19 protein-coding genes are annotated in these 25,437 nt (G+C 61.0%); 3 read left to right on the plus strand and 16 right to left on the minus strand.

Features of this window, described 5'->3' with window-relative positions; genetic code table 11:
* Positions 1-81: 81 nt before the first annotated feature.
* The 5 genes from DW823_RS06040 to DW823_RS06060 form a co-directional block, all read right to left on the minus strand.
* Positions 82-2,265: a DUF6020 family protein gene (locus DW823_RS06040; RefSeq protein ID WP_233543016.1), complete on the minus strand. Its 2,184-nt coding sequence runs from the start codon at positions 2,263-2,265 to the stop codon at positions 82-84.
* Between the two features lie 80 nt (positions 2,266-2,345).
* Positions 2,346-3,167: a prolipoprotein diacylglyceryl transferase gene (gene lgt / locus DW823_RS06045; protein ID WP_118081072.1), complete on the minus strand. Its 822-nt coding sequence runs from the start codon at positions 3,165-3,167 to the stop codon at positions 2,346-2,348.
* Between the two features lie 109 nt (positions 3,168-3,276).
* Positions 3,277-3,555, minus strand: a complete 279-nt coding sequence (locus tag DW823_RS06050) for a NifU family protein (protein ID WP_099432127.1) — start codon at positions 3,553-3,555, stop codon at positions 3,277-3,279.
* Positions 3,556-3,732: 177 nt separating this feature from the next.
* Complete coding sequence (locus DW823_RS06055) at positions 3,733-4,257, minus strand: dCMP deaminase family protein (RefSeq protein WP_118081074.1); 525 nt, start codon at positions 4,255-4,257, stop codon at positions 3,733-3,735.
* A gap of 83 nt (positions 4,258-4,340) precedes the next feature.
* Complete coding sequence (locus DW823_RS06060; RefSeq protein WP_118081076.1) at positions 4,341-5,192, minus strand: type III pantothenate kinase; 852 nt, start codon at positions 5,190-5,192, stop codon at positions 4,341-4,343.
* Between the two features lie 202 nt (positions 5,193-5,394).
* Between DW823_RS06060 and DW823_RS06065 the strand changes: the two genes are divergently transcribed.
* Together DW823_RS06065 and DW823_RS06070 are read left to right on the plus strand one after the other, a co-directional pair.
* On the plus strand, positions 5,395-7,098 hold the full coding sequence (locus tag DW823_RS06065) for an OPT/YSL family transporter (RefSeq protein WP_118081078.1): 1,704 nt from the start codon (positions 5,395-5,397) through the stop codon (positions 7,096-7,098).
* A gap of 215 nt (positions 7,099-7,313) precedes the next feature.
* A complete protein-coding gene (locus DW823_RS06070; RefSeq protein ID WP_118081080.1) occupies positions 7,314-8,453 on the plus strand; it encodes a DUF389 domain-containing protein in 1,140 nt (379 codons plus the stop codon).
* Between the two features lie 125 nt (positions 8,454-8,578).
* On the opposite strand, the gene DW823_RS06075 is transcribed toward DW823_RS06070, so the two are convergent.
* From DW823_RS06075 to DW823_RS06125, 11 genes are all read right to left on the minus strand, one after another.
* Positions 8,579-8,929 (minus strand): hypothetical protein, encoded by a 351-nt coding sequence (locus DW823_RS06075; protein WP_147350663.1) that lies wholly within the window; start codon positions 8,927-8,929, stop codon positions 8,579-8,581.
* 369 nt (positions 8,930-9,298) lie between these two features.
* Entirely contained in the window at positions 9,299-10,258 is a 960-nt protein-coding gene (locus tag DW823_RS06080; protein WP_118081084.1) for a 3-hydroxyacyl-CoA dehydrogenase, read from the minus strand.
* A gap of 210 nt (positions 10,259-10,468) precedes the next feature.
* A complete protein-coding gene (locus DW823_RS06085; RefSeq protein WP_118081086.1) occupies positions 10,469-15,250 on the minus strand; it encodes a 2-hydroxyacyl-CoA dehydratase in 4,782 nt (1,593 codons plus the stop codon).
* 11 nt (positions 15,251-15,261) lie between these two features.
* Positions 15,262-15,972, minus strand: a complete 711-nt coding sequence (locus DW823_RS06090) for a TetR/AcrR family transcriptional regulator (protein WP_040358972.1) — start codon at positions 15,970-15,972, stop codon at positions 15,262-15,264.
* Between the two features lie 528 nt (positions 15,973-16,500).
* Positions 16,501-17,358 (minus strand): HAD-IIB family hydrolase, encoded by an 858-nt coding sequence (locus DW823_RS06095; protein WP_118081231.1) that lies wholly within the window; start codon positions 17,356-17,358, stop codon positions 16,501-16,503.
* 102 nt (positions 17,359-17,460) lie between these two features.
* Positions 17,461-18,729 (minus strand): MFS transporter, encoded by a 1,269-nt coding sequence (locus DW823_RS06100; protein WP_118081088.1) that lies wholly within the window; start codon positions 18,727-18,729, stop codon positions 17,461-17,463.
* 107 nt (positions 18,730-18,836) lie between these two features.
* Positions 18,837-19,496 carry a TetR/AcrR family transcriptional regulator gene (locus DW823_RS06105; RefSeq protein WP_118081090.1) on the minus strand — a complete coding sequence of 220 codons (660 nt, stop codon included), beginning with the start codon at positions 19,494-19,496 and terminating at the stop codon, positions 18,837-18,839.
* A 74-nt stretch (positions 19,497-19,570) separates the two neighbouring features.
* Positions 19,571-19,909 (minus strand): P-II family nitrogen regulator, encoded by a 339-nt coding sequence (locus tag DW823_RS06110; RefSeq protein WP_118081092.1) that lies wholly within the window; start codon positions 19,907-19,909, stop codon positions 19,571-19,573.
* A gap of 191 nt (positions 19,910-20,100) precedes the next feature.
* The gene (locus DW823_RS06115; protein ID WP_118081094.1) at positions 20,101-21,378 is read right to left on the minus strand and encodes an ammonium transporter; all 1,278 of its coding nucleotides are present in this window, start codon (positions 21,376-21,378) and stop codon (positions 20,101-20,103) included.
* 198 nt (positions 21,379-21,576) lie between these two features.
* Positions 21,577-22,596 (minus strand): putative ABC transporter permease, encoded by a 1,020-nt coding sequence (locus DW823_RS06120; protein WP_233543017.1) that lies wholly within the window; start codon positions 22,594-22,596, stop codon positions 21,577-21,579.
* Between the two features lie 3 nt (positions 22,597-22,599).
* Entirely contained in the window at positions 22,600-23,157 is a 558-nt protein-coding gene (locus tag DW823_RS06125; protein WP_118081096.1) for an HD domain-containing protein, read from the minus strand.
* 228 nt (positions 23,158-23,385) lie between these two features.
* Here DW823_RS06125 and DW823_RS06130 point away from each other — a divergent pair, with 228 nt between their 5' ends.
* The gene (locus DW823_RS06130) at positions 23,386-25,167 is read left to right on the plus strand and encodes a 1-deoxy-D-xylulose-5-phosphate synthase (RefSeq protein WP_118081098.1); all 1,782 of its coding nucleotides are present in this window, start codon (positions 23,386-23,388) and stop codon (positions 25,165-25,167) included.
* Positions 25,168-25,437: the final 270 nt, after the last annotated feature.

Here is a 25,437-nt window from a genome sequence, read left to right on the forward strand (position 1 = left end):
ATGATGCAGCCCCTTGGTGCAAGGAGATCAGGCTTGTTTGCGCCAATGTGGTGCAGATTAAGCTGACCCCAATGCACCAAATTAGGACCAGAGGAGGTCGCTGCGAGTGATGGTGGCCCCGATGGCAAAGGGCATGCAGGCGATAACCGGATACAGGTAGCGCATATAGGTCGAACCGTTGCAGGGACCGATCAGGCACACGGCAAGCACGCCCAGCAGCGGCAACCAAATGGCCAGACCGCGCCATGAATGACGACGTAGCAGATAGACCACCACGGCGATCATGATCCACACATAGGTGGCCGAGCTCATGGTGAGCGAGATAAACGGAATGCGCTGCACTGCCACGCGATACAGGTTGATCAGGTGGTCGCACCAGCGCACAACCTTGCTATCGACCGGATGGAAGTCAAAGTACTTGAGGTTATCGGGCTTCGCCATAATCTCGGCACTGCGCGCCGTGCTGTAGACCCACGCATCGCGGGCACTCGGATAAAAGTAGCCGTAGTAGTTATTGATGAGCGCCGAGATGTAGCACTCGGGATCCTTTTTGAACATCTGCGCCCAGACCTCAAAATAGGCCTTGATGTCCTCCTGCGAGGCGTACTCGTTAAAGCAGTTCTTGACGGCGTCGGACTTGTCGGGGTTGTAACGGCGGCCCAGATTGTCGTACTTGAGCACACGGTCGATCACGGCACGCTCATCGTCGGTCACCAAGCCGTCGCAAGGAGCCTCCACGATAGTGCCGTCCTCCTTAACCGTAGGGTTGACACCCGAGTTGAGGCCGTCGTGCTTTTGGACGAAACGAGCCGTCTGCTGGAACGGAATCGAGAGGATTTCGCGCTTGGAACCAGGCGTAATGTCGTGCGCCGGCATAAAGACCTTGGTGAAGTACATATTAGAGGCAAGGCAGAGTGCAAGCACCGCAAGAACTCCCATCCAGCGGAAACGCGGGATGGAGCCCGAAGACGCAGCACCAGCCTGCTTGGCTGCGCGACGAGCCACATGCGCGTCCCATGCGCAGAACGCCGCCGCGATTACGCATGCCGCCAGGGGAAACACCAGGCCGCCGTTGCGCAGAAACGTGGAACCCATGGCACCCAGAGCGAGCAGCAGCCAGTCATGGCGCGCAAAGAGCACGGGCCTCTGTTCGCCCGCACGCTCGGCATTGGCATCGCGACGGGGCAGGCCGCATGCCACGAGCTTCACGGCCTGCACCAACAGCACCAAAAACGCGTCGGCAAACAGCACATCTTTGGTAAGCAGGGCCGCGTAGTTGGAGAACATGGGCATAAACACAAAGAACAGCAAGATCACGCCGCGAATCGGCAAGCTCACGCCCAGCTTGCGCAGCGACGAGATGGAATAGGCCATGCAGGCGGCCGTAATGACGAACTGAGCGCAGGTGTAGATGGCAAGACCTGCGTTGGCACTGTTGAACAGTGAAAGCCCCAGCTGGACGCACGAACCGATGATAGCCGTGTGCACCACGGGGTGATGTCCGTTGAGCAACACATTGGGATTGAGCAGACGCAGGTAGTCACTCGTGCCGTTGGGGTAGTTGAACCACTGGCGAATCTGCGCACCCGTATCTCCCATAAAAAGGCCGGGCAGCGAAGCGATGAGCGTGGGCGCCCAGGCGACCATAAGCACCAGGAAGGGCCCGGCAAAGGGATGGACCGAGAGCACGGCGTGAGCCACACGCCATACGCGGCCAAAGTGCGCTTCGGAAAACGGAATGCGCCGAGAGCTCAGCCAATCTAGACACTCAAAAGCCAGGTAGAAGGCAACGACCGCCAAGAGCATCCAGCCCGCACCGCCTATCCAGGCGCAGATGATGCGAGCCTTGTCGCCGAGTACGATCTCGGCAGAATCGGTGAGGTCGTAGCTGCGGCCAAACACCATGCAGACGGCAAAGAACAGCGACGGAAGGATCACCGAAGGACGCCAAGCATCGCCGCGGCCAAAGAATACGTAGCGAAACGGCAGCGTGAGCAGGCAGGCAAGCGCAAGCAGCATGACCGCGTCGGTATGGCCGGCAAACGAGAGGAGCACCTCGTAGCACACGTACAGCATGCCCGAGGCTTTGGGGTCAATCGCCAAGACTGCGTTGCTCGAGACCGGCGCGGGATCGATGGAAAACGCCGTGGTCGCCAACAGCGCGAGCAGAAATGCGATGAGCGTCTGCTTGGCGGGGTAGCGCTTAAACCAGACGATGCGGGCAGCGTCGCGCGCAGCCGTTGTGGAGAGGTCGGAATCCTTCACAGTCCGAAAGCCTTTCTAGAAACCTATCAAACTCGGCAAAACCACCACAAAGGTGCCTGTCCCCTTTGTGGTGGTCTTGGCTAGGCGTCCAGGTAGACGCGCTGAGGCTGGTTGCGGTGTCGGGCGAATATGATGAGCGCCAGGCCTGCAATCACAAGTGGCAGACTCAGCAGCTGACCCATGGTGATGACGCCGCCCAGCAGATAGCCCAGCTGGGCATCAGGCACGCGCACAAACTCAATGAGGAAGCGGACGATGCCGTAACCCATCACAAACACACCCATAAACGTACCCTGGGGCAGCAGCGGCTTTTTGCGGCTGAGCACCTGCAAGATGCAAAAGAGCACAATGCCCTCGAGAAATGCCTCGTAGAGCTGGGAGGGATGGCGCGGCATATCGCCTGCGGTGCCGCCAAAGATCACGCCCCAGGGCAGATCGGTCGGCTTGCCCCACAGCTCGCCGTTGACAAAGTTGGCACAGCGCCCCAGGCACAGGGCCAGCGGAGCACCGATGACCGCAAGGTCTGCCAGAGTCCACGCATCGAGCTTGTACATGCGGCACACGAGCACGCCGCCGATGATGCCGCCCACCAGGCCGCCATGGAAGCTCATACCGCCCTCGTTGGTGGCAAAGATCTCGAGCGGATGCGCCCAGTAGTATCCGTCGCCGTAAAAGATAACGTAGAACAGGCGGGCGCCGATAATGAGGCCAAAGACAACACCGACCACGACACTCGTCAGGTCGTCAATCGTGATATCGAAACCCCAACGGCGCTGCGTGCGGTACATGACGACTGCTGTGAGCAGAGCTCCAACCACATAGGCCAAGCCGTACCAGTAGATGGTGATGGGCCCTGCCGAAATGGCGACGGGATCAAGCATATGGTAGAAGTCGTTGAGCATGTCGACCCTCCTACTCCCTACATACAAATGCGGCCGCGGGCCTTGCGCTCGCAGCCGCATATTTGGGCGTAACGTCTATGCGGAGTATGCCGTCCGCAGTTTTCGCATCTTAGAACGGCGCATACTCGTCGTACAGGTCATCGGTCTCGCCGGAGGCATTGACCTGCTCGACACGGGTAACGCCGGGCACATGCTCCTTCAGGATGCGCTCGATACCCATGGACAGGGTCAGCGAGCTCATGGGGCAGCCGGCGCAAGCGCCCTGCAGCTCCAGTTTGACGACGCCCTCGTCGTCAACGCCCACATACTCCATATCGCCGCCGTCGGCCTGCAGGTTGGGGCGGATCTCCTCAAGAACCTTCTTAAGCAGCTCTTCGTTAACAGCCACAGGGGCTCCTTTCTCACAATAACGCGGGCGCGCCCGCGGACAGGGGCTATGTTACTACAGCCATGTACCCGCTCACGAGCCATCCATGCGCGTGGACACGACTTTCACGAGCAGTCAATTTGGGACGGGGCTCTTTTAGCTGCTTTTGCCGGCGCCCGGCGCTAGCACACGTTGCCGCTACTGCTGAGTTTGTTCCCCGGTGCCAATGTGGACATCGACGATGACCTGGCGGTAGCTAATGCCGCAGGAGTCGAGAATACGGCGACTGATGCGGCCGTCGTCGGTGTCGGCATACTTATTGTCCAGGTAGACAACCTCGCCCACACCTACCTGCGCCAGGATCTTGGCGCAGTCGTGGCACGGGAACAGCGTGACGTAGACTGTGGAACCCTCAAGGTCTTTGAGCGAGCCGCGGTAGTTGAGCACGGCGTTGGCCTCGGCATGGACTACGTAGTTATGCTTGTCCTGCAGCGGGTCATCGCTCGTGCCCCACGGGAAAAAGTCGTCGTTGAGTGCCGAGGGCGTACCGTTGTAGCCCACCGAAAGGATGCGGTGGTTGGTGCTGGCGATGCACGCGCCCACCTGCGTATTGGGGTCCTTGCTGCGGCGCTGCGCGGCGATGGCCACGCTCATAAAGAACTCGTCCCAGCTAATAACGTCGCGGCGCTTGCCCGACGTGGTTTGATGAAGATCGTCCGACATGGCAGACACCTCCGAAATCGCAATAGTTTGACCCATTGTAGCAGGTGAAAGGTGGAGACGTTTTTGTCCCACCGCCCCCATCGCTACGCGCGACGAGGCTTTTGGTTGATGCGGTACAGTTCGGCGAGACCCCGCAGCGTCAGTGCGTCGTCTACCGTCAGGCTGTGGCCGAGCAACGCCGCGAGCGCCTCGGCATCGTCGCCAGTGATGACGATGGGCACGCTGCCCTCGCCCGCCGCCTTGGTCGAGCGCATCTCGGCAAGCACCATGTCGAGCATGCCGTCGATGCGAGCCACCTCGCCCAGAACCACGCCCGAGCGCATGGCCTCGCGCGTGTTGCGACCGATCACATGCGTTGGTGCCGAGGGCTCGACCTGCGGCAGGCGCGCCGCAGCGGCCGAAAGCGAGCGGGCGCCAAGTGCCAGACCAGGCGCGATGACGCCGCCGACAAAGGTTCCGCGCGCATCGATGACCTCGATATTGGTCGTAGTGCCCAGGTCGATCGCGATGCACGGAGAGCCGTAGACGGCACGGGCCGCCACGGCGTCGGCGATGCGGTCGGGGCCGATCTCGGCCGGGTCGTCGTAGTGCACGGGCATGCCGGTCTTGAGGCCCGGCCCCACGGTGAGCACGCGCCCCGTGCAGGTGCGGGAAAGTGCCGCCTTCCACGGGCGCTCGAGCGCCGGCACCACGCAACTCAGCACGGCCGCCGCGGGAACGAGTACACCCGGCATGCCCGCATCGATTGCCAGCGCGCCCATGACCTGCACGAGCCTCATGCGCGCCTCGTCGGCCGTGATGCTCGACGGCGTCGTGATCTCGCACGTCGCAAGCGGGCATTCCTGCGCCGCGGCCGAATCCTCGGCAAACAGGCCAAAGCGAATGAATGTGTTGCCCACATCGACCGTCAATATATATGCGCACCCATTAAGCATCGTCGGCGCTCCTTTCGTCTGCCCAGCAGTATATCGCCTACCCAAACCAGCTAAAAAGCCCCGTCCCAAATTGACTACCTTGCGGCTATACTGATGCGCGGTCGTACGTGAGCTCACGCGTCGGCCCTTGGTAACCCGACTTCCCGCGCCGTATCCGTAGCGGCGCTTGCGGGGGAAGCGGATATACGCAAAGGAGTTCTATATGAGCAATCCCTCGAACCGCACCTCGATGCGCGGTCAACTCACGCTGCGCGGCGTCGTCATCGGCGTCCTTGGCTGCGTGATTATCACGGCAAGCTCGGCCTATACTGCCCTCAAGATGGGCGCCCTCCCCTGGCCGATCATTTTCGCTGCCGTCATTTCGCTGTTCTTCCTGAAGCTCATGGGCAACGCCAGCCTCAACGAGGCCAACGTCACCCACACCATCATGTCTGCGGGCGCCATGGTCGCCGGCGGCCTGGCGTTTACCATCCCGGGCGCCTGGATGCTGGGCTATGCCGACCAGATCAGCTGGCTTGACATGTTTATCGTGGCACTCGCCGGCACTATCCTGGGCCTTCTGGCGACAGCGCTCATCCACCGTCACTTTATCGTGGACGCCGCGCTGGAGTTCCCCACCGGCAACGCCGCAGCTCAGACCCTGCGCGCCACCGAGGCCGGCGGCAAGACCGGTAAGCAGCTCTTTGGCTCCATGGCCATCGCAGGCATCTACAGCGTGCTTCGCGACGCTCTGGGCGTGGTGCCCAGCATGCTTTGCACGCTCAATATCCCCGGCGTGACCTTTGCCATCTACAACTCGCCCATGCTGCTGTCCATCGGCTTTTTGGTGGGCTTTGCCCCCGTCGCCTTCTGGTTTGCCGGCGCGCTGCTGGGCAACTTTGGCATCATCGTTGGCGGCACCGCTGCCGGCCTGTTCGATATTGCGACCGCGCAGGGCATCGTCAAGTCCCTCGGTATGGGTCTTATGATGGGCTTCGGCGTCGCCGTCGTCCTTAAAGACATCCTGCCGCAGGTCACCGGTATCGTCCGTGGCCTCGCCGCCGACAGCTCCACCGACACCGACGAGCAATCGCTCATCTCGGGCTCCCTTAAGCTCGACGCCGGCATCATCGGCCTGGGCACCGCAGCCATCGCCGTGATCGTCGCCATCGCGCTCGACCTTGGTCCCGTTCCGGCCGTCATCGTCACGCTGTTCACCTTTGTCACCACCATCATGAGCGCTCAGAGCTGCGGCCAGACGGGTATCGATCCCATGGAGATCTTTGGCCTCATCGTCATGCTCATCGTGGCAGCCTTCGCGCAGCTCGCACAGGTCAAGCTGTTCTTTATCGCTGGCATCGTGGCCGTGGCGTGCGGCCTTGCGGGCGACGTCATGAACGACTTTAAGGCCGGAGCCGTACTGGGTACCAACCCGCGCGCACAGTGGGTCGGCCAGGCCATTGGCGGCATCGTGGGCGCCCTGGTCGCCGCCGCTGTCATGGTCGCGCTCGTCACCGCCTATGGTCCGGACGCCTTTGGCCCTGACAAGAGCTTTGTGGCCGCGCAGGCAAGCGTGGTCGCCACCATGGTCTCGGGCATCCCGAGCGTGCCGTGGTTTGCGGGCGGCTTTATCGCCGGCATCGTCATGTACTGGCTCGGCATTCCGGCCATGATGATCGGCCTGGGCGTGTACCTGCCGTTCTACATGTCGCTCACGGCCTTCTTGGGCTCCTGCGTCAAGCTCGCCTACGACAAGTGGGCCGCACACCGCGACGCCACCGCCGGCCTTTCGGACGAGGAGAAGGCCGCCAAGGATGCCGCCTTCCAGGAGCAGGGCCTGGTCGTTGCCAGCGGCCTGCTGGGCGGCGAGTCCATCGTTGGCGTTATCCTAGCGTTCATCTCGGTGGGATTGAGCCTGCTGGGCTAAACCCAACAACAACGTACCCGTGCAGAGCGCGGGGTCGGAATCAAACCGGCCCCGCGCTTTTTTGTCTATTTGACTCTTATGATCCTCACGGCGTTTTTAGTCATGCCGATTGGCCTTACTTCCAGGTCAACAAACCTTGTCTGACACCTCGCTCAGCGCGGTGTAGAGTAAGGACGACGGGCGGGATACACGGCCCGTGCCAGAACGAGGTGAACATGGAACTCGATAACCAACAGCTCAAGCGCCTGCGCGAGCGTCATCATCGGCGTCACGGCATCCGCCCTGCTCATAGCGAAGCCATGGAAAACGTCACCCGCTTCCTCAAGCGTGCGTTCAACATTCGCGAGGGACGCGCGCCCTATCACGTGATCCGCAAGCGTTTTGTAAACGGGGCGCGTCTGACTGGCTCCCACCTATGCATCCTCATCATCGCCATGTTGATCGCGAGCATCGGCCTCGATATCGATTCGGACATCGCCATCGTGGGCGCCATGCTCATCTGCCCGCTTATGGGATCGGTGCTTGCCATGGCATACGGCATCGCCACGCTCGACCGCGAGATTACCCTCGAGGCCGTCGCAGGCTTGGCTCTACAGATGGCCTTTTGCCTGGTCACGTCCACGTTGTACTTTAAGCTCTCGCCCCTTGGCACCACCACGGCCGCCATCATCGACAATTCGACACCGACTGTGTGGGACCTTGTCGTCGCGCTCGCGGGCGGCTTTGCGGGTGGCCTGGGCAACTCGCGCGACCAGGAACCCGCCACGCTCATCGCCGGCGTGGCCGTGGCGACCGCGCTCATGCCGCCCCTGTGTGCGGCGGGCTATGGCATCGCCATTGCAAGCGGGTCACTGTTTCTCTCGGCGCTTTATGAGTTTGGCATCAACGTGGTCTTTATCGCACTGGCCGCCGAAGCCGTGCTGCTTCTTTTGCGCGTGCCGCTCAAGCGCGACCTGAACGGCGACGGTATTGTGACTGCTGAAGAAAACGCCGAGGTCAACGAGCTATCGCGCAAGGTGCGCCGCCACATCATCGTGGGCACGGTGATCTTTGCCATCCCCTGCATCGTTATGACCGCGGGGTCCATTGGCTCGGCGCAGGCCGGCGTGCAGGACGGCTACGGCGTCACCGAAACCACGCGCGAACTTGCCGCGGTGCTGCCGGGCTTTAAGGATTACACCGTCGCCGTCGAGACCTCGGCTACCGAAGGCGAGGAAGAGGGCATGGTCGAGCGCGAGGTTGTCGCTCACGTGACAACAAGTGAGGCGCTCGGGGCACACGACCGCCGCGTTGCCCGCAAGCTCATCGATCTCAACGTGCCAGAGCTCGATCGCGTGGAGTTTGACGTGAAGTGATGCCGGCGCGGGATGAGCGCTCGCACGGACGCAAGTTATGACGAGGCGCAGACGCGATACGGACGCGAGCAAATAGCGTGGTGCAGTTCACACCCGCGCCCCGCTCGCCGTTTTATTGCCGTGAATCAACTGTCCACATCGACATCGCCAGACTCCACCATAAACGCCGGATCGGTGCTCACCAGATAAAAACGGGTCACCTTGGTATCTCTAAATAGGTAGAGCAAGCCCTGATCGCGTCGGCGCGAAATATGCGCCACGTGGACCGTACCGAATATTTCGCCGTTTTCATTCTTTAATATCAGAATGTTGGGGTCATCCGTACGCTTAAACTGCCCGTCTGTGCAGATTCCGTCTTGGTCAACCAGCTGCCATCGACAGTTGTCCTCCTCAAGAAAAGCCAGGGTTTCCCGACTCGTTTTGTCATCCCGATAGTAACCATCAATGGCGAAGCCTTCGGAAGCACATTCCTGCATATAGGATGTTTCTCGACTTATAGCGAACTGCCCCATAGCGCCCAGGAGCACAGCTAGGCAAACCACTGCAAGGGTTATCGAGATAGTACGGCGGCCCATATTAACCAGCCCGATACTTGTTTAACGGAGCGTGAAACATACTTGGCACCTCCGATATCAGAGCAAACGTCACCCGCAGCCCGGCGGCAGTCATATGTTTCCAACATCAAACCATATGGCAACCACTCGCGAGAGGAGTATCGGCGAACGGTGCATTTTTGCGCTCCATTGGTCAAACGTCAACGCGCGCTACAGCTCTTGCCCGATCAATTCAGATTTTGTCGCATACTACCGTAGATCCCCAACGCTTCCACCCCCAAGAGATCATTTTTAGTACGTAAAGAAGCCCTCGCCCGAGCTTTCGCCCAGCTTGCCTTCGTCGAGCATTTTCTTGAGGACGGACGCCATAGCCTTAAAGTTGTAGGGCATCATCATTTTTTTGAGCAGCGGGCTCACCAAGCCCGGCACCTTCTGATACTGCATGACGATGTTGTAGGCCGTCTGGATACCCACCGTGTCGAATACGCGAAACGGACCCTTGGGGGCACCGGTGCCACGCGTCCACGCGAGGTCGATGCTCTTGGGATCGCTCACGCCCGAGACATACAGGTCAAGGCCCGAAAGCAGCCACGGCACCAGCATGGAATTGAGCAGGTAGCCGTTCTTTTCCTTGTTGACGGGCAGCGCCAGCATGCGGATGTCGTTGGCAAAGTCGACGAGCTCGTCGAAGTAGCGTTTGTCGGCCTGGTCCTGCGCCATGACCTCGGTCATGTTGTTCTTCCAGATGGAGTTGGCAAAGTGCAGCGACAAGTACTTCTCGGGGCGGCCGGTGTACTTGGCAAAGGTGCTCGGCAGCAGCGTGGAAGAGTTGGTAACGATGACGGTCTTTTGCGGTAGTACCGGGGCGAGCTTCTTGTAGAAGTCGATCTTTGCCTGGGTGTCCTCGGCCATAGACTCGATGACCAGGTCGGCGTCGGCCACGGCCTTGGCAAGATCGAGCTCCAGCTTGAGCGTGGAGTAGGCGCGCTCAACGGCAGCGAGCGCCGCCTCCTTGTCGAAGGGCTTGCCGCTATCGGCGATACCGGCACACCACTCGCCCGTGCCGTCCGCCATGCCCTCGATAGCAGCGATGTACTCCTTGCGCACGTGATCGATCTTGGGCTGGGTGCGGCCGATGCTGCCCTCGCTGCGCAGCCAAATCGTTACATCAAAGCCGCAGTAGGCAGCCTGAAAGGCAATCTGGCTTCCCAACACGCCGCCACCGGCAACACAAACGGTCTTGTAGCTCATGGAACGGTCCTCTCTTGCGTAATTCCATAGATGTGTATTTATTCAACCGTAAGAGGACTGCACGCCGGGCATATGTTCTATAAACGGACAGTAATTTGCGGCGAGCGGCAACACCTGTTCATTATCTCAGGGTTCCATGTCCAGCAAAAACGGGTGGTAGCCGGTACGGCTACCACCCGTTTGTCTCATATCTAGCCCAAAGCAGGCCAGTTACTTCTTAATGCCACGTCCCAAACGCTTGGCGACCGATGCAACGGCCTCCTCGCTGGCCGGCCCGCAGCTCACGCAGCCATCGTGGGCACGCATCTGGCCGGTGACCTCGTCCATCGCGAGCGGCGCCACCTTCTCGAGCTTAAAGCCCTTGCCGGCGCGCATGTTTTCCTTGGCCACGCTGATCATGAGCTTAATGCGGTTGAGCTGGTTGACCTCGGACGCGCCGGGGTCGTAGTCCACCGCGACGATGTTGCTCTCGGGGTGCTGGCGGCGCAGCTCCTTGATCACGGCCTTGCCCACCACGTGGTTGGGCAGGCACGCGAAGGGCTGCGTGCAGATGATGTTGGGCGCGCCGTGATCAATCAGGTCGAGCATCTCGGCCGTGAGCAACCAGCCCTCGCCCATGTTGTTGCACACCGAAAGCACCGTGCGGGCCTTGTCGGCCATGGTGCCGATGCGCTCGGGCGCCTCAAAGCGGCGGGACTTCTCGAGCATCTCCTCCACCGGCGTACGCATCCAGTCCACGAGCTTAATAAGCGCTTGCATGCCCGCGCGCGTAGTGGCAGAGCTTCCCAGCTCGTCCTTCTGCAGCTCGGCATTGCTCATGGAGTACAGGAAGAAGTCGAGCAGGCCCGGCACCACGGCCTCGCAGCCCTCGCGCTCGATCACGTCGACCACATGGTTGTTAGCCGTGGGGTGGAACTTGACCAAGATCTCGCCGACCACGCCCACGCGCGGCTTGGTGCCCTCGCCCACAAGCGGCATGGTGTCGAACGCGTGGATGGCCTCGCGGCACAGCTTGGTGTAGTTGTGGCGGTTGAACTTGGGCGCCAGCTTGCGGGCTCGTGCCATGTACTCCTCGTAGAGCGCGTTGGCGGCACCGGACGTGGCCTCGTACGGGCGGCAGCGATAGAGCATCTGCATCATCACGTCGCCAAAGAGCACTGCGTACACGGCCTGCTTAAGCAGCGCCGGCGTAATCTTAAAGCCGGGGTTGTCCTCGCCGAGCGCCACGGCCGAAAGCGAGATCACCGGGATCTCGGGGTGACCGCTCTCGCGCAGGGCCTTGCGGATGAGCGCGATGTAGTTGGTGGCACGGCAGCCGCCGCCGGTTTGGCTGATAACCACGGCCGTCTTGGACAGATCGTACCGACCGCTCTCGATGGCCTCCATAATCTGACCCGTTACCAGGATCGACGGATAGCAAATGTCATTGTTCACATAGCGCAGGCCAGCCTCGACGGCGTCGTGATCGGTTGAGGGCAGCAGCTCCAAGTTGTAGCCGGCACCGCGGAACACCTCTTTGACCAGGTCAAAGTGAATCGGCGCCATCTGCGGGCACAGGATGGTATAGCCCTCGTCACGCATCTGCTCGGTAAAGGGCACCTTGGGCCATGCGGTCGAGGCGCTCTCACGCTGCGCCTCGAACGTGTACTTGCGGCTCGCGAACGCGGGGGCATCCGTGGAAGGCGCCACCGGCGCGGCATCGCCCTGCTCGTAGGCCTCGCCCGCGGCCGTGGCCTCTGCCAAGCGCTCGGCCTCCTGGTCCTTGAGCGCCGCCATGAGCGAGCGGATGCGGATGCGCGCGGCGCCCAGATTGGACACCTCATCGATCTTGAGCACGGTGTAGATCTTGCCGCTGGCCTCAAGGATTTCCTGCACCTGGTCGGTGGTCAGGGCGTCCAAGCCGCAGCCGAAGGAGTTGAGCTGAATCAGGTCCAGGTCGTTGCGCATCGTCACAAAACGGGCGACGGCGTACAGGCGGCTGTGGTACATCCACTGGTCGACGACGCGAATCGGACGCTCGGGCTTCACCAGGTGCGCAAGCGAATCCTCGGTAAAGACCGCAAAGCCAAAGCTCGAGATAAGCTCGGGAAGGGCGTGGTTGATCTCGGGGTCGTTGTGGTAAGGACGGCCGGCGAGTACGATGCCGTGGCCGCCGTGGTCCTCGACCCACTTAAGGGCCTCCTCGCCCATGGTCTGGATATCCTCGTGGAAGCGCGCATCGGCCTCAAAAGCAGCGTTGACGGCGGCATCGACCTCGGAGCGCGTGATCTTGGGACCGCGCACACGACCGCGACCGGCTTGCGCATCGGCCACACGGTCGACGGCGAGCACCTGGTATAGACGGCGCTTGAGCTCGGTCTTGTCGTGATAGGGCACAAACGGGTACAGGAACTCGATGTTCTGCTCGCGGATCTCGTCGATGTTGAGCGCCAGCGCCGTGGGGTAGCTCATGACGATGGGGCAGTTATAGCAGTTGCCGGCGGTCGGATCCTCCTTGCGCTCCCAGCGCACGCACGGCATCCAGATGAAGTCGACGTCACGGTCGATGAGGTTCATCACGTGGCCGTGGCTCATCTTGGCCGGGTAGCACACACTCTCGGACGGCATGGACTCGATGCCCGCCTGGTAGGTCTTTTTGCTCGACTGATCGGACAGCTGCACACTAAAGCCCAGGCGCGTAAAGAACGCATGCCAGAAGGGGTAGTTCTCGTACATGTTGAGTGCGCGCGGGATACCCACGGTGCCGCGCGGGGCCTCGTCGGGGCTCAGCACCTCGCGGTCAAAGAGCAGCTCGTTTTTCTTTTTGAAGAGGTTGGGGGCCTCGGTCTTCTGCTTTTTGTGACCGGCGCCCTTCTCGCAGCGGTTGCCGGTAATGAAGCGCCTGCCGCCGCCAAAGTCGTTGACGGTAAGCTGGCAGTTGTTAGAGCAACGGCCGCAGCGGACATGCTTTTGCGTCACGGTGAGGTGCGCGATGTCTTCGGCAGAAAGAATGGTCGAGGTGCCGTTCGCGCCGGCGCGATCGCGGGCGAGCAGGGCCGCACCGTAGGCGCCCATGCAGCCGGCGATGTCGGGGCGCACGGCGTGAACGCCGGTGAGCTGCTCAAACGCGCGCAGCGTGGCATCGGACATAAAGGTGCCGCCCTGGACGATCACCTGGCTGCCGATCTCCTTGGGATCGCGCAGCTTAATGACCTTGAACAGAGCATTCTTGATGACGGAATAGGACAGGCCGGCCGCGATGTCGCCCACCGTGGCGCCTTCCTTTTGCGCCTGCTTGACGCGCGAGTTCATAAAGACCGTGCAGCGACTGCCCAGGTCGACCGGGGCCTTGGCATGGATGGCGGCGTTGGCGAACGCGTGCACGTCCATGTTCATAGAGACGGCGAAGCTCTCGATAAAGCTACCGCAACCCGACGAGCAGGCCTCGTTGAGCATGATGTGCTCGATTACACCGTCCTTGACGCGCAGGCACTTCATGTCCTGGCCGCCAATGTCCAGAATAAACTCGACGCCGGGCAGGAACGCCTTGGCGCCGCGCAGGTGCGCAACGGTCTCGATCTCGCCGGAGTCGGCCTTGAGGGCTTCGATGAGCAGTGCCTCGCCATAGCCGGTAGTGGTCACGTGGCCGATGGTGCAGCCGGCGGGAATGTGGTTGTAGAAATCGGCCATGATGACCTTGGCCGTGCCCAGGATGTCGCCGTTGTTGTTGCCGTACCAGGTGTGCAGCAGCTGACCGTCCTCGCCCACGAGCGCGGCCTTCATGGTGGTGGAGCCGGCGTCGATGCCGATGAACACGCGTCCGGTGTAGCCTTCGAGCTTGCCCTTGGGGACGACCTCTGTGTCGTGGCGGGTCTTGAACTCGGCAAAGTCCTCGTCGGTGGCAAAGAGCGGATCCAGACGCTCGACCTCGGCACCCTGCGTGTCACCCAGGGCATCGATGGCCTCGATGAGCTGCGGGAACGTGCTGAGCTTATTGGACTCGTGCGCCATGGCGGCGCCGCTCGCCACAAACAGGTGAGCGTTTTGGGGCACGATACGGTGCTCCTCGTCCAGGTTGAGCGTGAGGTAGAAGCGGTGGCGCAGCTCGGAGAGGTACTGCAGCGGGCCGCCCAGGAAGGCGACGTTGCCGCGGATGGGACGGCCGCACGCCAGACCCGAGATGGTCTGGGTCACGACAGCCTGGAAGATGGAGGCGGCCACGTCCTCGGGGCGGGCGCCCTCGTTGAGCAGCGGCTGGACGTCGGTCTTGGCAAAAACGCCGCAGCGGCTGGCAATGGGATAGATGGTGGTGGCGTTGGCCGCGAGTTCGTTAAGGCCGCTGGCGTCAGTGTGCAGCAGGGTTGCCATCTGATCGATGAACGCGCCCGTGCCGCCGGCGCAGGTGCCGTTCATGCGCTGCTCAATGCCATTATCGAAGTAGATGATCTTGGCGTCCTCGCCGCCCAGCTCGATGGCGACATCGGTGGCCGGGATGAGGGTCTCGACGGCACGCTTGCTGGCGATGACCTCCTGGACAAACTCCAGGTCGAGCCACTGGGACAGCAGCAGGCCACCCGAGCCGGTAATGGCGCAGGTCATCTGGGCCGTCGGCAGCACGGTCACAGCGCCCTCGAACAGGTCGCGGGCGCAGGCACGGACGTCGGTGTGGTGGCGCTGGTACTTGGCGTAGACAATCTGGTTGTCGTCGTTGAGCACGGCGAGCTTAACGGTGGTGGAGCCCACGTCGATGCCCAGGTGCAGGTTGCCGTGGGCGTTGCCGGGGTTGAAGATCGCGCCTTCGGGGGCGTGGGCGGCGGCTACGGGCTCAGCGGCGGTGGCGGGCTCGCTGGCAACGGACGTCTCCCCTGCCGCGTTCTTGGCATCGGCAACTGCCTCGGCGACCTTCTCGGCAGCGGCAGTCGCGGCCTTCTGCGCGGCGTCCACCACGGCGGGCGCGGCCTCGCGTGCGGCAGCGACCATGCGGTCCTTGATGCCCTCGACGAGTTTGCTCATTGTCTCTCCTCTTAGTTGTTGGACTCGACGGTTGCGGCGGTGTCGGCCGCGTCCTCGAGCTGCAAGTTCAATAGCTTCATGCCGTATTCCGGCACGTTGATATCGATGGGTTGGCCATACAGGTCACCGGGGCGCACAAAAGCGAGCACCGTCATAATGCGCGCCATGGCCTCAGGCGATTCGGTGAGTCCACGCTCAAACCAGCGCTGAATCATGCCGACCTCGGCACTTACGACGTAGGTAACGTAGTAGTCAAAGAACGTGCCCAGCGCCAGGCCCAAAATGCCCGTCTGCGCACGCGGCACCACAGCCTCACGAGCGGTGTCGATGATCCTTTTAATGAAGGCCTGGTCGCCGCCCGGACCCAACAGCGCACCGATTAAGTCGCGGTTGGCCGCAAGATAACGCAGCAGCTCAACCGAACCGGGCGCCGGCTCGAGCTCATCTATGTTGTGATAGAGATCGGGCAGCTGAGCTGCGGTGATGAGCTCAATGCGCTCACGGATCTCGGCCAGCAAGCCGTCCTCGATTTGATTGATAAAGTCAGGGATATCGCGGTAGTGCGAATAGAACGTGCGGCGCGTAAGACCGGCGCGCTCGGTGAGCGACGCGACATTAATGCGCGAAAGGTCGCCGCTTTCGGCAAGCTCGCTGGCAAGTGCCTGGCGAAGGGCACGCTGCGAGCGAAGGGACCGGCGATCGCATTTCTCGAGCTGGGACAAGCGTCCTCCTTGTTACTCAGCCTGTGCGCTATTGCACAGTGCGAGTATTATTGCACACCGTGTGCATCAACACGTAAAGGCAATATTTTGGATGTGATAAAGGGACAGCCCCTTTGTCCCTTTGTCCCAGCCTGAAGCGACATTGCCGATTGTCCAAAATGTCATTCGTGGGTAGAATAGTGTCGACGGCAGCCCAAGTTCTGGAAAGCTGGGCAGCGCCGTTGCTTGTTTTAGGGGGTCAACGCCTTAGCGGCGGCGACCCCTTCTGTTACGCTTCGAGCGTTGCTTGAGTGCCTCGGAAAGTCCGATAAGCGTCGTAAGAAGCGAGACCAATGCGGTCAGGAGCCTCACGAAATCAATCAAATCGGTCATGGGCATCACCTCCCATCAGATGGAGGGCGCTGCCCGGCACATGGAACTGCCGCCAACGATACCGATTCTATCAAAGCGCAGTTAAATATGCGAATATATGTTCGTGTTTAAAGAAGCTCGTCCCCACTGTGACAAAGGGACAGTCCCTTTGTCACATTATTCGATGACGGTGCAGGAGTTCTGCTTGCGCATGGTGGCGAGCATGTGTTTGGGGACGGCGTGGACCATGCAGTTGCCGATAGTTGCGCTCGCGGCGGCCTTAGCTGCATCGCTTGCGTTTTTGGTCGCGTAGCTGTGGCGGAAACGCTTGACCATGGCGATATCGTTGCCGCCGTCGCCGTAGACCGCGACCTCGTCCTCGGCAATACCGTAGTAGCCCGCCAGCCAGGCAATACTCTCGCCCTTGTTGCACGTCACGTCCGTGATTTCGAACATCACGGGGTCAAACGGCGCGTTGACCACACGGTCCGAACGCTCGGCAAGATACGCCTTAAGGTCGCGCTCCAGCTCGCGCGAGGTCACGCGACAGTTGATCTTGCACACATCGTGGCGCAAGATGTCGCCGATCGACTGGTCGAAATACTGCTCCTCGTGATAGCCGCCACGTGCACGCATGCCACGCATCACGATACGCTTGATGGGGCTGTCCTTTTTAAAGCCCGCCTGGTGCATCTCGAACGAACCACTCGAGAACATGCCGTCGGGCGTGGAGCAGTCAAAGCAGATATCCGGAAACTCCTTGAGTAGCTCCTCGGTGATCTGCGGGTCGACGGTCCAGGTTTTGAGCACCTCGCCATGACTGTCGCGCACGATGGATCCGTTGGAGCAGCAGGCGTCAAGCGCCAGGCCTGTAAAGCCATGCTCGCCGATCGGCAGCGTCGAGCGTCCGGTCGCGGGAACCACATGCAAGCCAGCCTCGGTCAGCTCGCGAATGGCGCGGCGGATAGTCCCATCTGCCTCGTGCAGGGCGTTAAGCAGCGTTCCGTCTAAATCACTCGCGAACATCTTGATCATGGACATACCTCTCTTTCGTCTGCACGATATTGTAGACGAGCAGGAGAACTGGAAACGGCGGGGTAAGCAAACCTTACGCGAGGGCTTACACCGCCCAAGGCCTTACTCGCCCGCCCCTTTGCGTTCAAACATGCCGAGCAAAAGAGCGACGAGCACGCCGGCAGCGACCATCGCCGCCATAACGACCGCAGGCGTTGCCATGTCGTAAGCGTAGCCATAAACCATCTGCCCTATCGGAGTGGTGCACGAAAGCAGCAGGTGAACAATCGAGAGAGCCTTTCCTCTCACCCCTCTTGCAGCCTCGCGCTGCACGCGCCCAATAAGCTCGATCGAAGCGATATTGGCCCACAGCATCACCCAGAACATGCCGAGCGAATAGGCGATGCATGCGGCCCATGCGGGCGCGCCGATCGCCAACGATATCCAAACCGGAACGACCCCAAGAGTCGACAACAGGATGTATCGCCCCATGTGCCCCGCGTTGAACCTATACGGTGACATACCGACCATTAGTCCGCCAACGAGTCCGCCGGCCCCGGCCGTCCCCTCAATGAGGCCAACCCATTGAGCGGACGCCCCGAGATGCACTGAAACGACAACGGGGGTACCCAACGAGGCGCCCGCGAGCGCCAGGTTGAACAACGCTACCAGCAAAACTGTGAGCAACAGCGTTTGTTTAGCCCCAAAGAAAGCAATCGCATTACGTAGGCCAAGATCGGGGCCCTGGCCCTTTTTCGCATCTCTTTCTTTGTTGCATGAAGGCGCCCGAGAAAACAGCGTGCCAACAATTGCGGAGAAGGCAAAGCCCAAAGATGCCACGGCTCCTGCGCCATCGATTCCAGCCCAGCCGTAAAGGGCCGCCCCGGCAAAGGGGCCCAGGATGTTTGCCCCCATCGTGACTTGAGAAGCCCAGGCGCACCCTCGCTCAACCTGATCTTCACCCAACAGCTCGGGAATAGCGGCCTGAACCGCAGGTTTGCAGATTGCCTGAGCGGCATAGTCGGTACACAGCAACACTATTGTCGACGAGACGCAGCCAAACGCGTTCCGGCACAGGGGCATGCAAGCAGTCACCGCCGCGAGCGCCATCCCAAGAACGCTGAAGATGCGACCGCAATCCGCGCGGTCCGCAAGCACACCGCCCAAAGGTGTTGCCGCAAGATAAGGAAGAAAAGACACCGCCCCCACAAGGCCATATGCGGTGGCAGAGCCCGTCTCGTCCAGCACATAAAGTGGATAAGCAAAGCAGAGAACGACACTTCCCAGAAGCAAGCATGCCTGGGCCAGCAGCAAGGCGGCAAACCGCCGTGTGCTCGCGCGACGGACTGTATCGGCACCCGCCGCGTCAAGTCTTTTCCGCTCGATGGACATGCAAAACTCTCCCCAGATACATACTATTGGTATGTATTATGTACAGCCAACTTTCTCCGGGTAGCGCCGGCGCGTTCCTCCACACAATACATACCGTTGGTATCTATCTAGATGTCTGCCGTCCAGGCATTCCAGACCTTCTTGGTAGTCTCGCAAACGTCCTGCCCCAGGTCGATTCCAAGCGCACGGGACATCCTAGAGAGGCACTCTGCCCTCGCGAGCATCGCCTCAAGCGAATCGTTTGGTCTGAATAGCGGAATCAGCCAAAGATTCGCAAGGAGCGCTATGGCCTCTGCCGCCTGCTCCGGGTACTCGCATGTGAGAGAGCCATCCGCCGCGCCTTCCCGGATGATGGGCAATAGGCAGCGATTGGCTGACTCATCAAATGTGCCCTGAAACTGAATCGCCAATAAGCGCGAGCTCTTGATGGGGTCGGCAGCGGGGCTCATACGTCGCCACAGCTCTACCTGGGGAACGATCGAATCCGCAGAGTACAGGCGCTGGAGCTTCTGCGCCCCGTCAAGGCGCCGGTCCTCGAAAAGCTTTTGACGAGCCTCGACGACGGGAGCCATCGCCCGATCAAACGCGGCGTTGAAAATCTCTTCTTTGCTCTTGAAGTGATGATAGACAGCGCCCTTGGTCATGCCATCGAGACGGTCAACGATATCTTGAATGCTCGTCCCCTCATAACCCTGTGCACAGAATAGCTCCAGTGCCGCGTCGAGAATCTTCGCGACCGTCTCCTCGGGATATTTATTGCGACCCATAATCCGTCCATCCGCAACACAAGCCTTATGCCTCACTGCAGTATTTTAACGTTGCAGATGACAGACGGTCGGCCCTACACCGCGGCGGGGCCGTGTTCGCCGGTACGGATGCGGATAACATCCTCGACCGGCTCGACCCAAATCTTGCCGTCGCCGACGGCACCGGTGCGAGCGGCGCTGCAGATAATGTCAACGATACCGTCGACATGCTCGTCGGCGCAGATGAGGGTGAACTGCACCTTGGGGATCGTGTTGACGAGCAACTCGTTGCCGCGCACGTATTCCTTCCAGCCATGCTGCGCGCCGCATCCCTGCACCTGGTTGATAGTCATACCGCGAACATCAGCAGCAAACAGCGCATCTTTAAGAACCTCAAGCTTCTCAGCACGAACGATCGCCGTAATTTTCTTCATAGTGAATTCCTCTCTTCAATAAAAGAAATGAGTTGCCATTCAATGAGGCGGGTTTCCCAGGTGCCGCAGATTGGGTTGAAAGAGGAGCGCCGCGTACTTTTGTACGCAAGCGACGGTTTGAAACCCAAGGTGCGGTGCCTGGGGAAGCCGCGCGACGATTGAACGGCAAGGTGCGGAGCCTGGGGAAGCTGCTAATCGAGTCCCGAGAAGGAGGGGTACGCGCTCTCGCCGTGCTGACTGGCATCCAGGCCCAGCGCCTCGTCGGCCTCGCCCACACGCAGGCTACCGTGGAACAGCGCTTTGACCACCGCGGCGATTGCCAAGTCGAGCACCAGCACAATAGCGACCGTCACCACAATGCCCAGGACCTGCGAGATGAGCAGCGACACGTCGCCCGTGTAGAATAGGCCGCCCTTACCGGTCCACGAAAGCCCCGGCACGCAGAACAGACCCGTGAGCACGCCACCCAAGATGCCGCCAATGCCGTGGCAGCCAAACGCGTCGAGCGCGTCGTCGTAGCCGAACTTGGTCTTAAGATGGCTGATGGCCAGGTAGCAGACGGGCGATACGATCAGGCCCATGACCAACGCTGCCCACGGCTCGACAAAGCCCGCGCCCGGCGTGACCACCACAAGGCCCGCAACCAGACCGGTGCTGGCACCCACCAGCGTGGGGCGACCGGTGTGCACGCGCTCGACGGCAAGCCACGAGACCATGCCTGCCGCGCTGGCCGTCACGGTGTTGAGGATGGCGAGTGCCGCCACGGCGTCGGCCTTAAACTCGCTGCCGCCGTTAAAGCCAAACCAGCCAAACCAAAGCAGGCCGGCGCCCAGCGCCACAAACGGTACGTTATGCGGACGATAGCTCACCATGCCAAAACCGCGACGACGGCCGAGCATTAAGCAGAGGACCAGGCCGGTAAGACCAGACGAAATGTGCACCACGTCGCCGCCGGCAAAGTCGAGTGCGCCGATGATGTCGCCGATAAAGGAGCCATCGCCGCCCCAAACCATGTGGGCGAGCGGCGCATAGACCACAAGCAGCCAAATGCCCAGGAAGGCCGTCATGGCACCAAACTTAACGCGACCGGCCAGGCTGCCCGTGACGATAGCTGCCGTGATCATGGCAAACGCCATCTGAAAGGCGATGTTGATGATCTGAGGGTAGACGGCACCGTCCGCGGCATTGCCCTCGGCCGCCTGCAGCACCTGGTTGAGCACCGGCAGGCACAGCAGCTGGTCAAGGCCTCCAATAAACGGGCTGGAACCGTCGCCGCCGTAGGCCAGCGACCAGCCGGCAACAATCCACAGCACACCAACCAGGCCAATGGCGCCAAAGCACATAAGCATGGTGTTGATGACATTTTTGCGCCTGGACAGGCCGCCATAGAAAAACGCCAGACCCGGTGTCATTAAAAACACGAGCATGGTGCAGATGAGCATAAACGTTGTCGATCCCGTATCGTACATTCGCTCCCCCTTGGTCGCATGGACGTTGTCGGCGCCCATAATGCGGCCGAGGGGCAACTGGTGTAGACCAGATACGGCGTTGTTAAACGCCGCGTTGTCGAATGGAAACGGTGCCGCAATCTTGGAAACGGCGCGGCAACGGGCGCGAAACGAACGGGAAACGTGCGAACGAGAAGGGCGCGCTTGGCCCCGCTCTGGCTAGCGCCGGAACAGCTCGCGGGCTCGATCGCGGAGGTCGGTAGCTCGGATGACGCCCTCGTAGCGATTGATGCGCAGACGCGGGAAGGCGTTAAAGAAGCGCAGGTCGCGACGGCTGAGTGACACGCTCGGCACCGGACGGCTCATGCGCTTGCCGGCAAGGCGACGACTGAGCGACGGACGCGACATGCTCGGCGCGGCATCGGCAACGCGGCGGGCAGCAAGCGCCAGGCCGCGAGCACCATCCGAGATAAACGTCGGCATCGAAGCCTTCTCGCGCAGGGCATCGAGCGCGGCGTCACCCAGCTCGGCCAGCCACGCGTTAACGGCGCGACCGCGGATATGCGTCTGCGCCACCGAGTCGATCGCCGAATCGGGAATACGTTCGAGCATTGAGTCCGAGGCATCGGCAAGCGACTCGTTGATGCGGTCGGCAAGGTCGGCACGCACACGCTCAAGCTGATCGGACAGGCGGCGCCAGCTGGCCAACGAGCACACCGCGTCGACCATCATCGCGACCGCGACGATAAAGGCGGACAGCCGCACAATCGGCACCGGCAGATGGCCAAGCAGCCCCAGCAATGCCGGCTCCACTAAACGGCAAATGCACAACGCACCCAAGCCAAACGCGAAGGCCCAGTACAGGCAGATGCGTCCGTGCAGGTTAAACGGCAGGTGCGAGTAATCCCAAAAGCGCGCACCTGTTGTTTTTTCCAACAAAACGCCTACGCCGTACTCAATCACGCTGCATACGAGCGCCGCGGCAACAAACTGGCTCGAGGCATCCGGAATCCCGCGCAGCAAAAGCCAGCAGGCTATGCCGCCCACACCATAGATAGGACAACACGGCCCCAGCAAAAAACCGCTGTTGGCAAAGCGTCCGTGGTTGAGCATGGCGCAGACTGTCGACTCCCACGCCCAGCCGCAAAACCCGTAAAAGGCAAACGAGAGTACCAGCGCTGAGAGTGGGCAGGCGGCAAGTGTCGCGCCGTCAAATGCCATATCAATCGCGGTTCCCACCGTCTACCCTCTCCTCTTTTCGCTCGATTCTTTACTCGAGCCGTCACTCGAGCCCTCGTTCAAATCGTTCGCGCCGCCTTTGCGCGGCAGACGGCCGGCGACCGTCTCACGCAGCGCGCACCACTTATCAGCCAGGCACACAATCCATGCCTCGCGACACGTCGGCGGCACTGGCACCAGCGGAAACATATGTCGCGCGATAATATTCCGTTCGCGCGGCGTCAGCTCAAAATCCTCTTCGGCACGTGCCAAGGCAAAAAATGGATGCCGAAATCCGTGCAGCCGATGGCTCGGATCAGAGTCATGCCAATCGTAGAGAAAGTAATCGTGTAACAAGGCTCCGCGCAGCAGCGAGGCGCGGTCGACCGAAATGCCAGCACGGCCCAGGCGCTCGGCAAAGGACAGACTTGCCCGCGCCACCGAGGTCACATGCGCATAGACCGTCACATCGCCATGCTGGATAAACTCGCGCGTCAGGTCCAGACGGCCCGCCTGCGCCAGTTGACGGGCAGCATGGTCTACTTCGCGCGCGATGCTCTCGGCACGAACGGTTTCGGACATGCGGCCTCCTTCCAGCGGCTCTCGACGGCAAGCCACAGCCTGCACGCAATGAATAAAATCACCATGGAACTTATCAGTATGGCATCGGGCAAAACGTTTTGCCCCGCCAGTTGGCGAATTACCGCGCCGCCGTCACATATCAAACGCCAAAATGTGCGAGACTGTCTTGTGCAATTGTGCCGGCCGAGGGAGCGCCGGTGCTCGATTCGCATGGAGTAACCCACAACGATGCTGCTTACGCAAACGACAACGCCCGAGGACGTCAAGGCTCTCGACCGCGCCGAGCTTCCGCTGCTCTGCGGCGAGATCCGTCAGGCAATCCTCGAAAGCTCCGCCGCCGTCGGCGGGCACGTTGCCCCCAACCTGGGCGTCGTTGAGCTTACGGTTGCGCTTCATCGCGTGTTTAGCTCCCCCATCGACAAAATTGTCTTTGACGTTTCGCACCAGACCTACGCCCACAAGGCGCTGACTGGGCGCGCGTATACCTATATCGACCCGGCACGCTACGGCGAGGCCTCTGGCTTTGCCAATCCCGACGAGTCCGAGCACGACCTGTTCGCCATGGGCCATACCTCCACGTCGGTGAGCCTGGGCTGCGGCCTGGCGCACGCGCGCGACCTGGCAGGCGACATCTACAACGTCATTACCGTCATTGGCGACGGCTCGCTTTCGGGCGGTCTAGCGTTTGAGGGCTTCAACAATGCCGCCGAACTCGACAGCAACTTGATCATCGTCGTCAATGACAACGACCAGTCCATCGCCGAAAACCACGGTGGCCTGTATCGCAATCTGGCCGAGCTGCGCGCCAGCAACGGCACCTGCGAGCGCAACGTTTTCCGCGCGATGGGGCTCGACTACCGCTATCTGGACGCCGGCAACGATGTGTTGACCCTCGTCGACGCGCTGCAGGAGCTGCGCGATATCGATCATCCCATCGTGCTGCACGTCTCCACCGCCAAGGGCAAGGGCTTTGAGCCGGCCCAGAGCGACCCCGAGCGCTGGCACCACGTGGGTCCGTTTGACATGGCAACCGGGCGCAAGCTCTGCCCGGGCCATCCGAGCGAGCCTGCGCCGCGCACCTATGCCGACATTACGGGCGAGGCGCTCAGCGCCGCCATCGAGCGCGATCCGCAGGTCGTTGGCATCACGGCCGCCACGCCCTACATCATGGGCTTTACACCCGAGCTTCGCGCCGCGGCAGGCAAGCAGTTTGTCGATGTGGGCATTGCCGAGGAGCATGCCGTGACCTTTGCCACCGCGCTTGCGCGCTCGGGCGCCAAGCCGGTCTTTGGTGTGTACGGCACTTTTTTGCAGCGCGCCTACGACGAACTGTGGCACGACCTGTGCCTCAACGACGCCCCGGCGACCATCCTGGTATTTGGCGCGTCGATCTTTGGCACCACATCCGAGACGCACCTCTCGTTCTTTGATATTTCCATGCTGGGCGGTCTTCCCAACATGCACTACTTGGCGCCGACCTGCATGGAGGAATATCTGTCCATGCTGAGCTGGTCGCTCGATCACCGCGAGCATCCCGTGGCGATTCGCGTGCCGGGCATTGGCTTGGTAAGCCGCCCCGACTTGGCGCCTGCCGAGGACGCCGATTACGGCGCCGTTCGTTACAACGTGGTGCGCCAGGGTCGCGACGTAGCAGTGCTCGCGCTCGGCGATTTCTTTGAGCTGGGCGAGCGCGTAGCAAACCGTTTGGCAGCCGAGTACGGTATCGAGGCCACGCTCGTCAACCCGCGCCATGCAACTGAGCTCGACCGTGAGTTCCTCGACAGCCTTGCCGCCGAGCATCGCGTTGTCGTCACCCTCGAGGACGGCATCTTGGACGGCGGCTGGGGCGAGCGCGTGGCGTGCTACCTGGCCTGCACACCGCTGCGCACGCGCACCTTCGGCATCGCCAAGGGCTTCCCCGACCGCTACGACCCCAACGAGCTGCTCGCTCAGAACGGCATGACGGTCGAGAACATGGCCGCCGAAGCCGTAAGGCTACTCAACGAGTAAGAAAACCTCCGCAAGGAAAGCACCCCTGCGGAGGTTTTTATTTTCGCGGCGCGATTATCTCAATCTGTAACATCTATGGCCCGAATTCCCGTCTAACTGTTACAGATCGAGACAAACCGTCTTTGCCCCTGACCTTTGTCTCAATCTGTAACAGATAGAGACCTTTTGCCCGTCTAACTGTTACAGATCGAGACATTCGAATTCCGCTGAAGAGAAAATCTCAATCTGTAAATCTCAATCTGTAACAGTTACTCGGCAAAAATGGCTGCA

Source organism: Collinsella sp. AM34-10 (assembly GCF_003469185.1).
Lineage (GTDB): Bacteria > Actinomycetota > Coriobacteriia > Coriobacteriales > Coriobacteriaceae > Collinsella.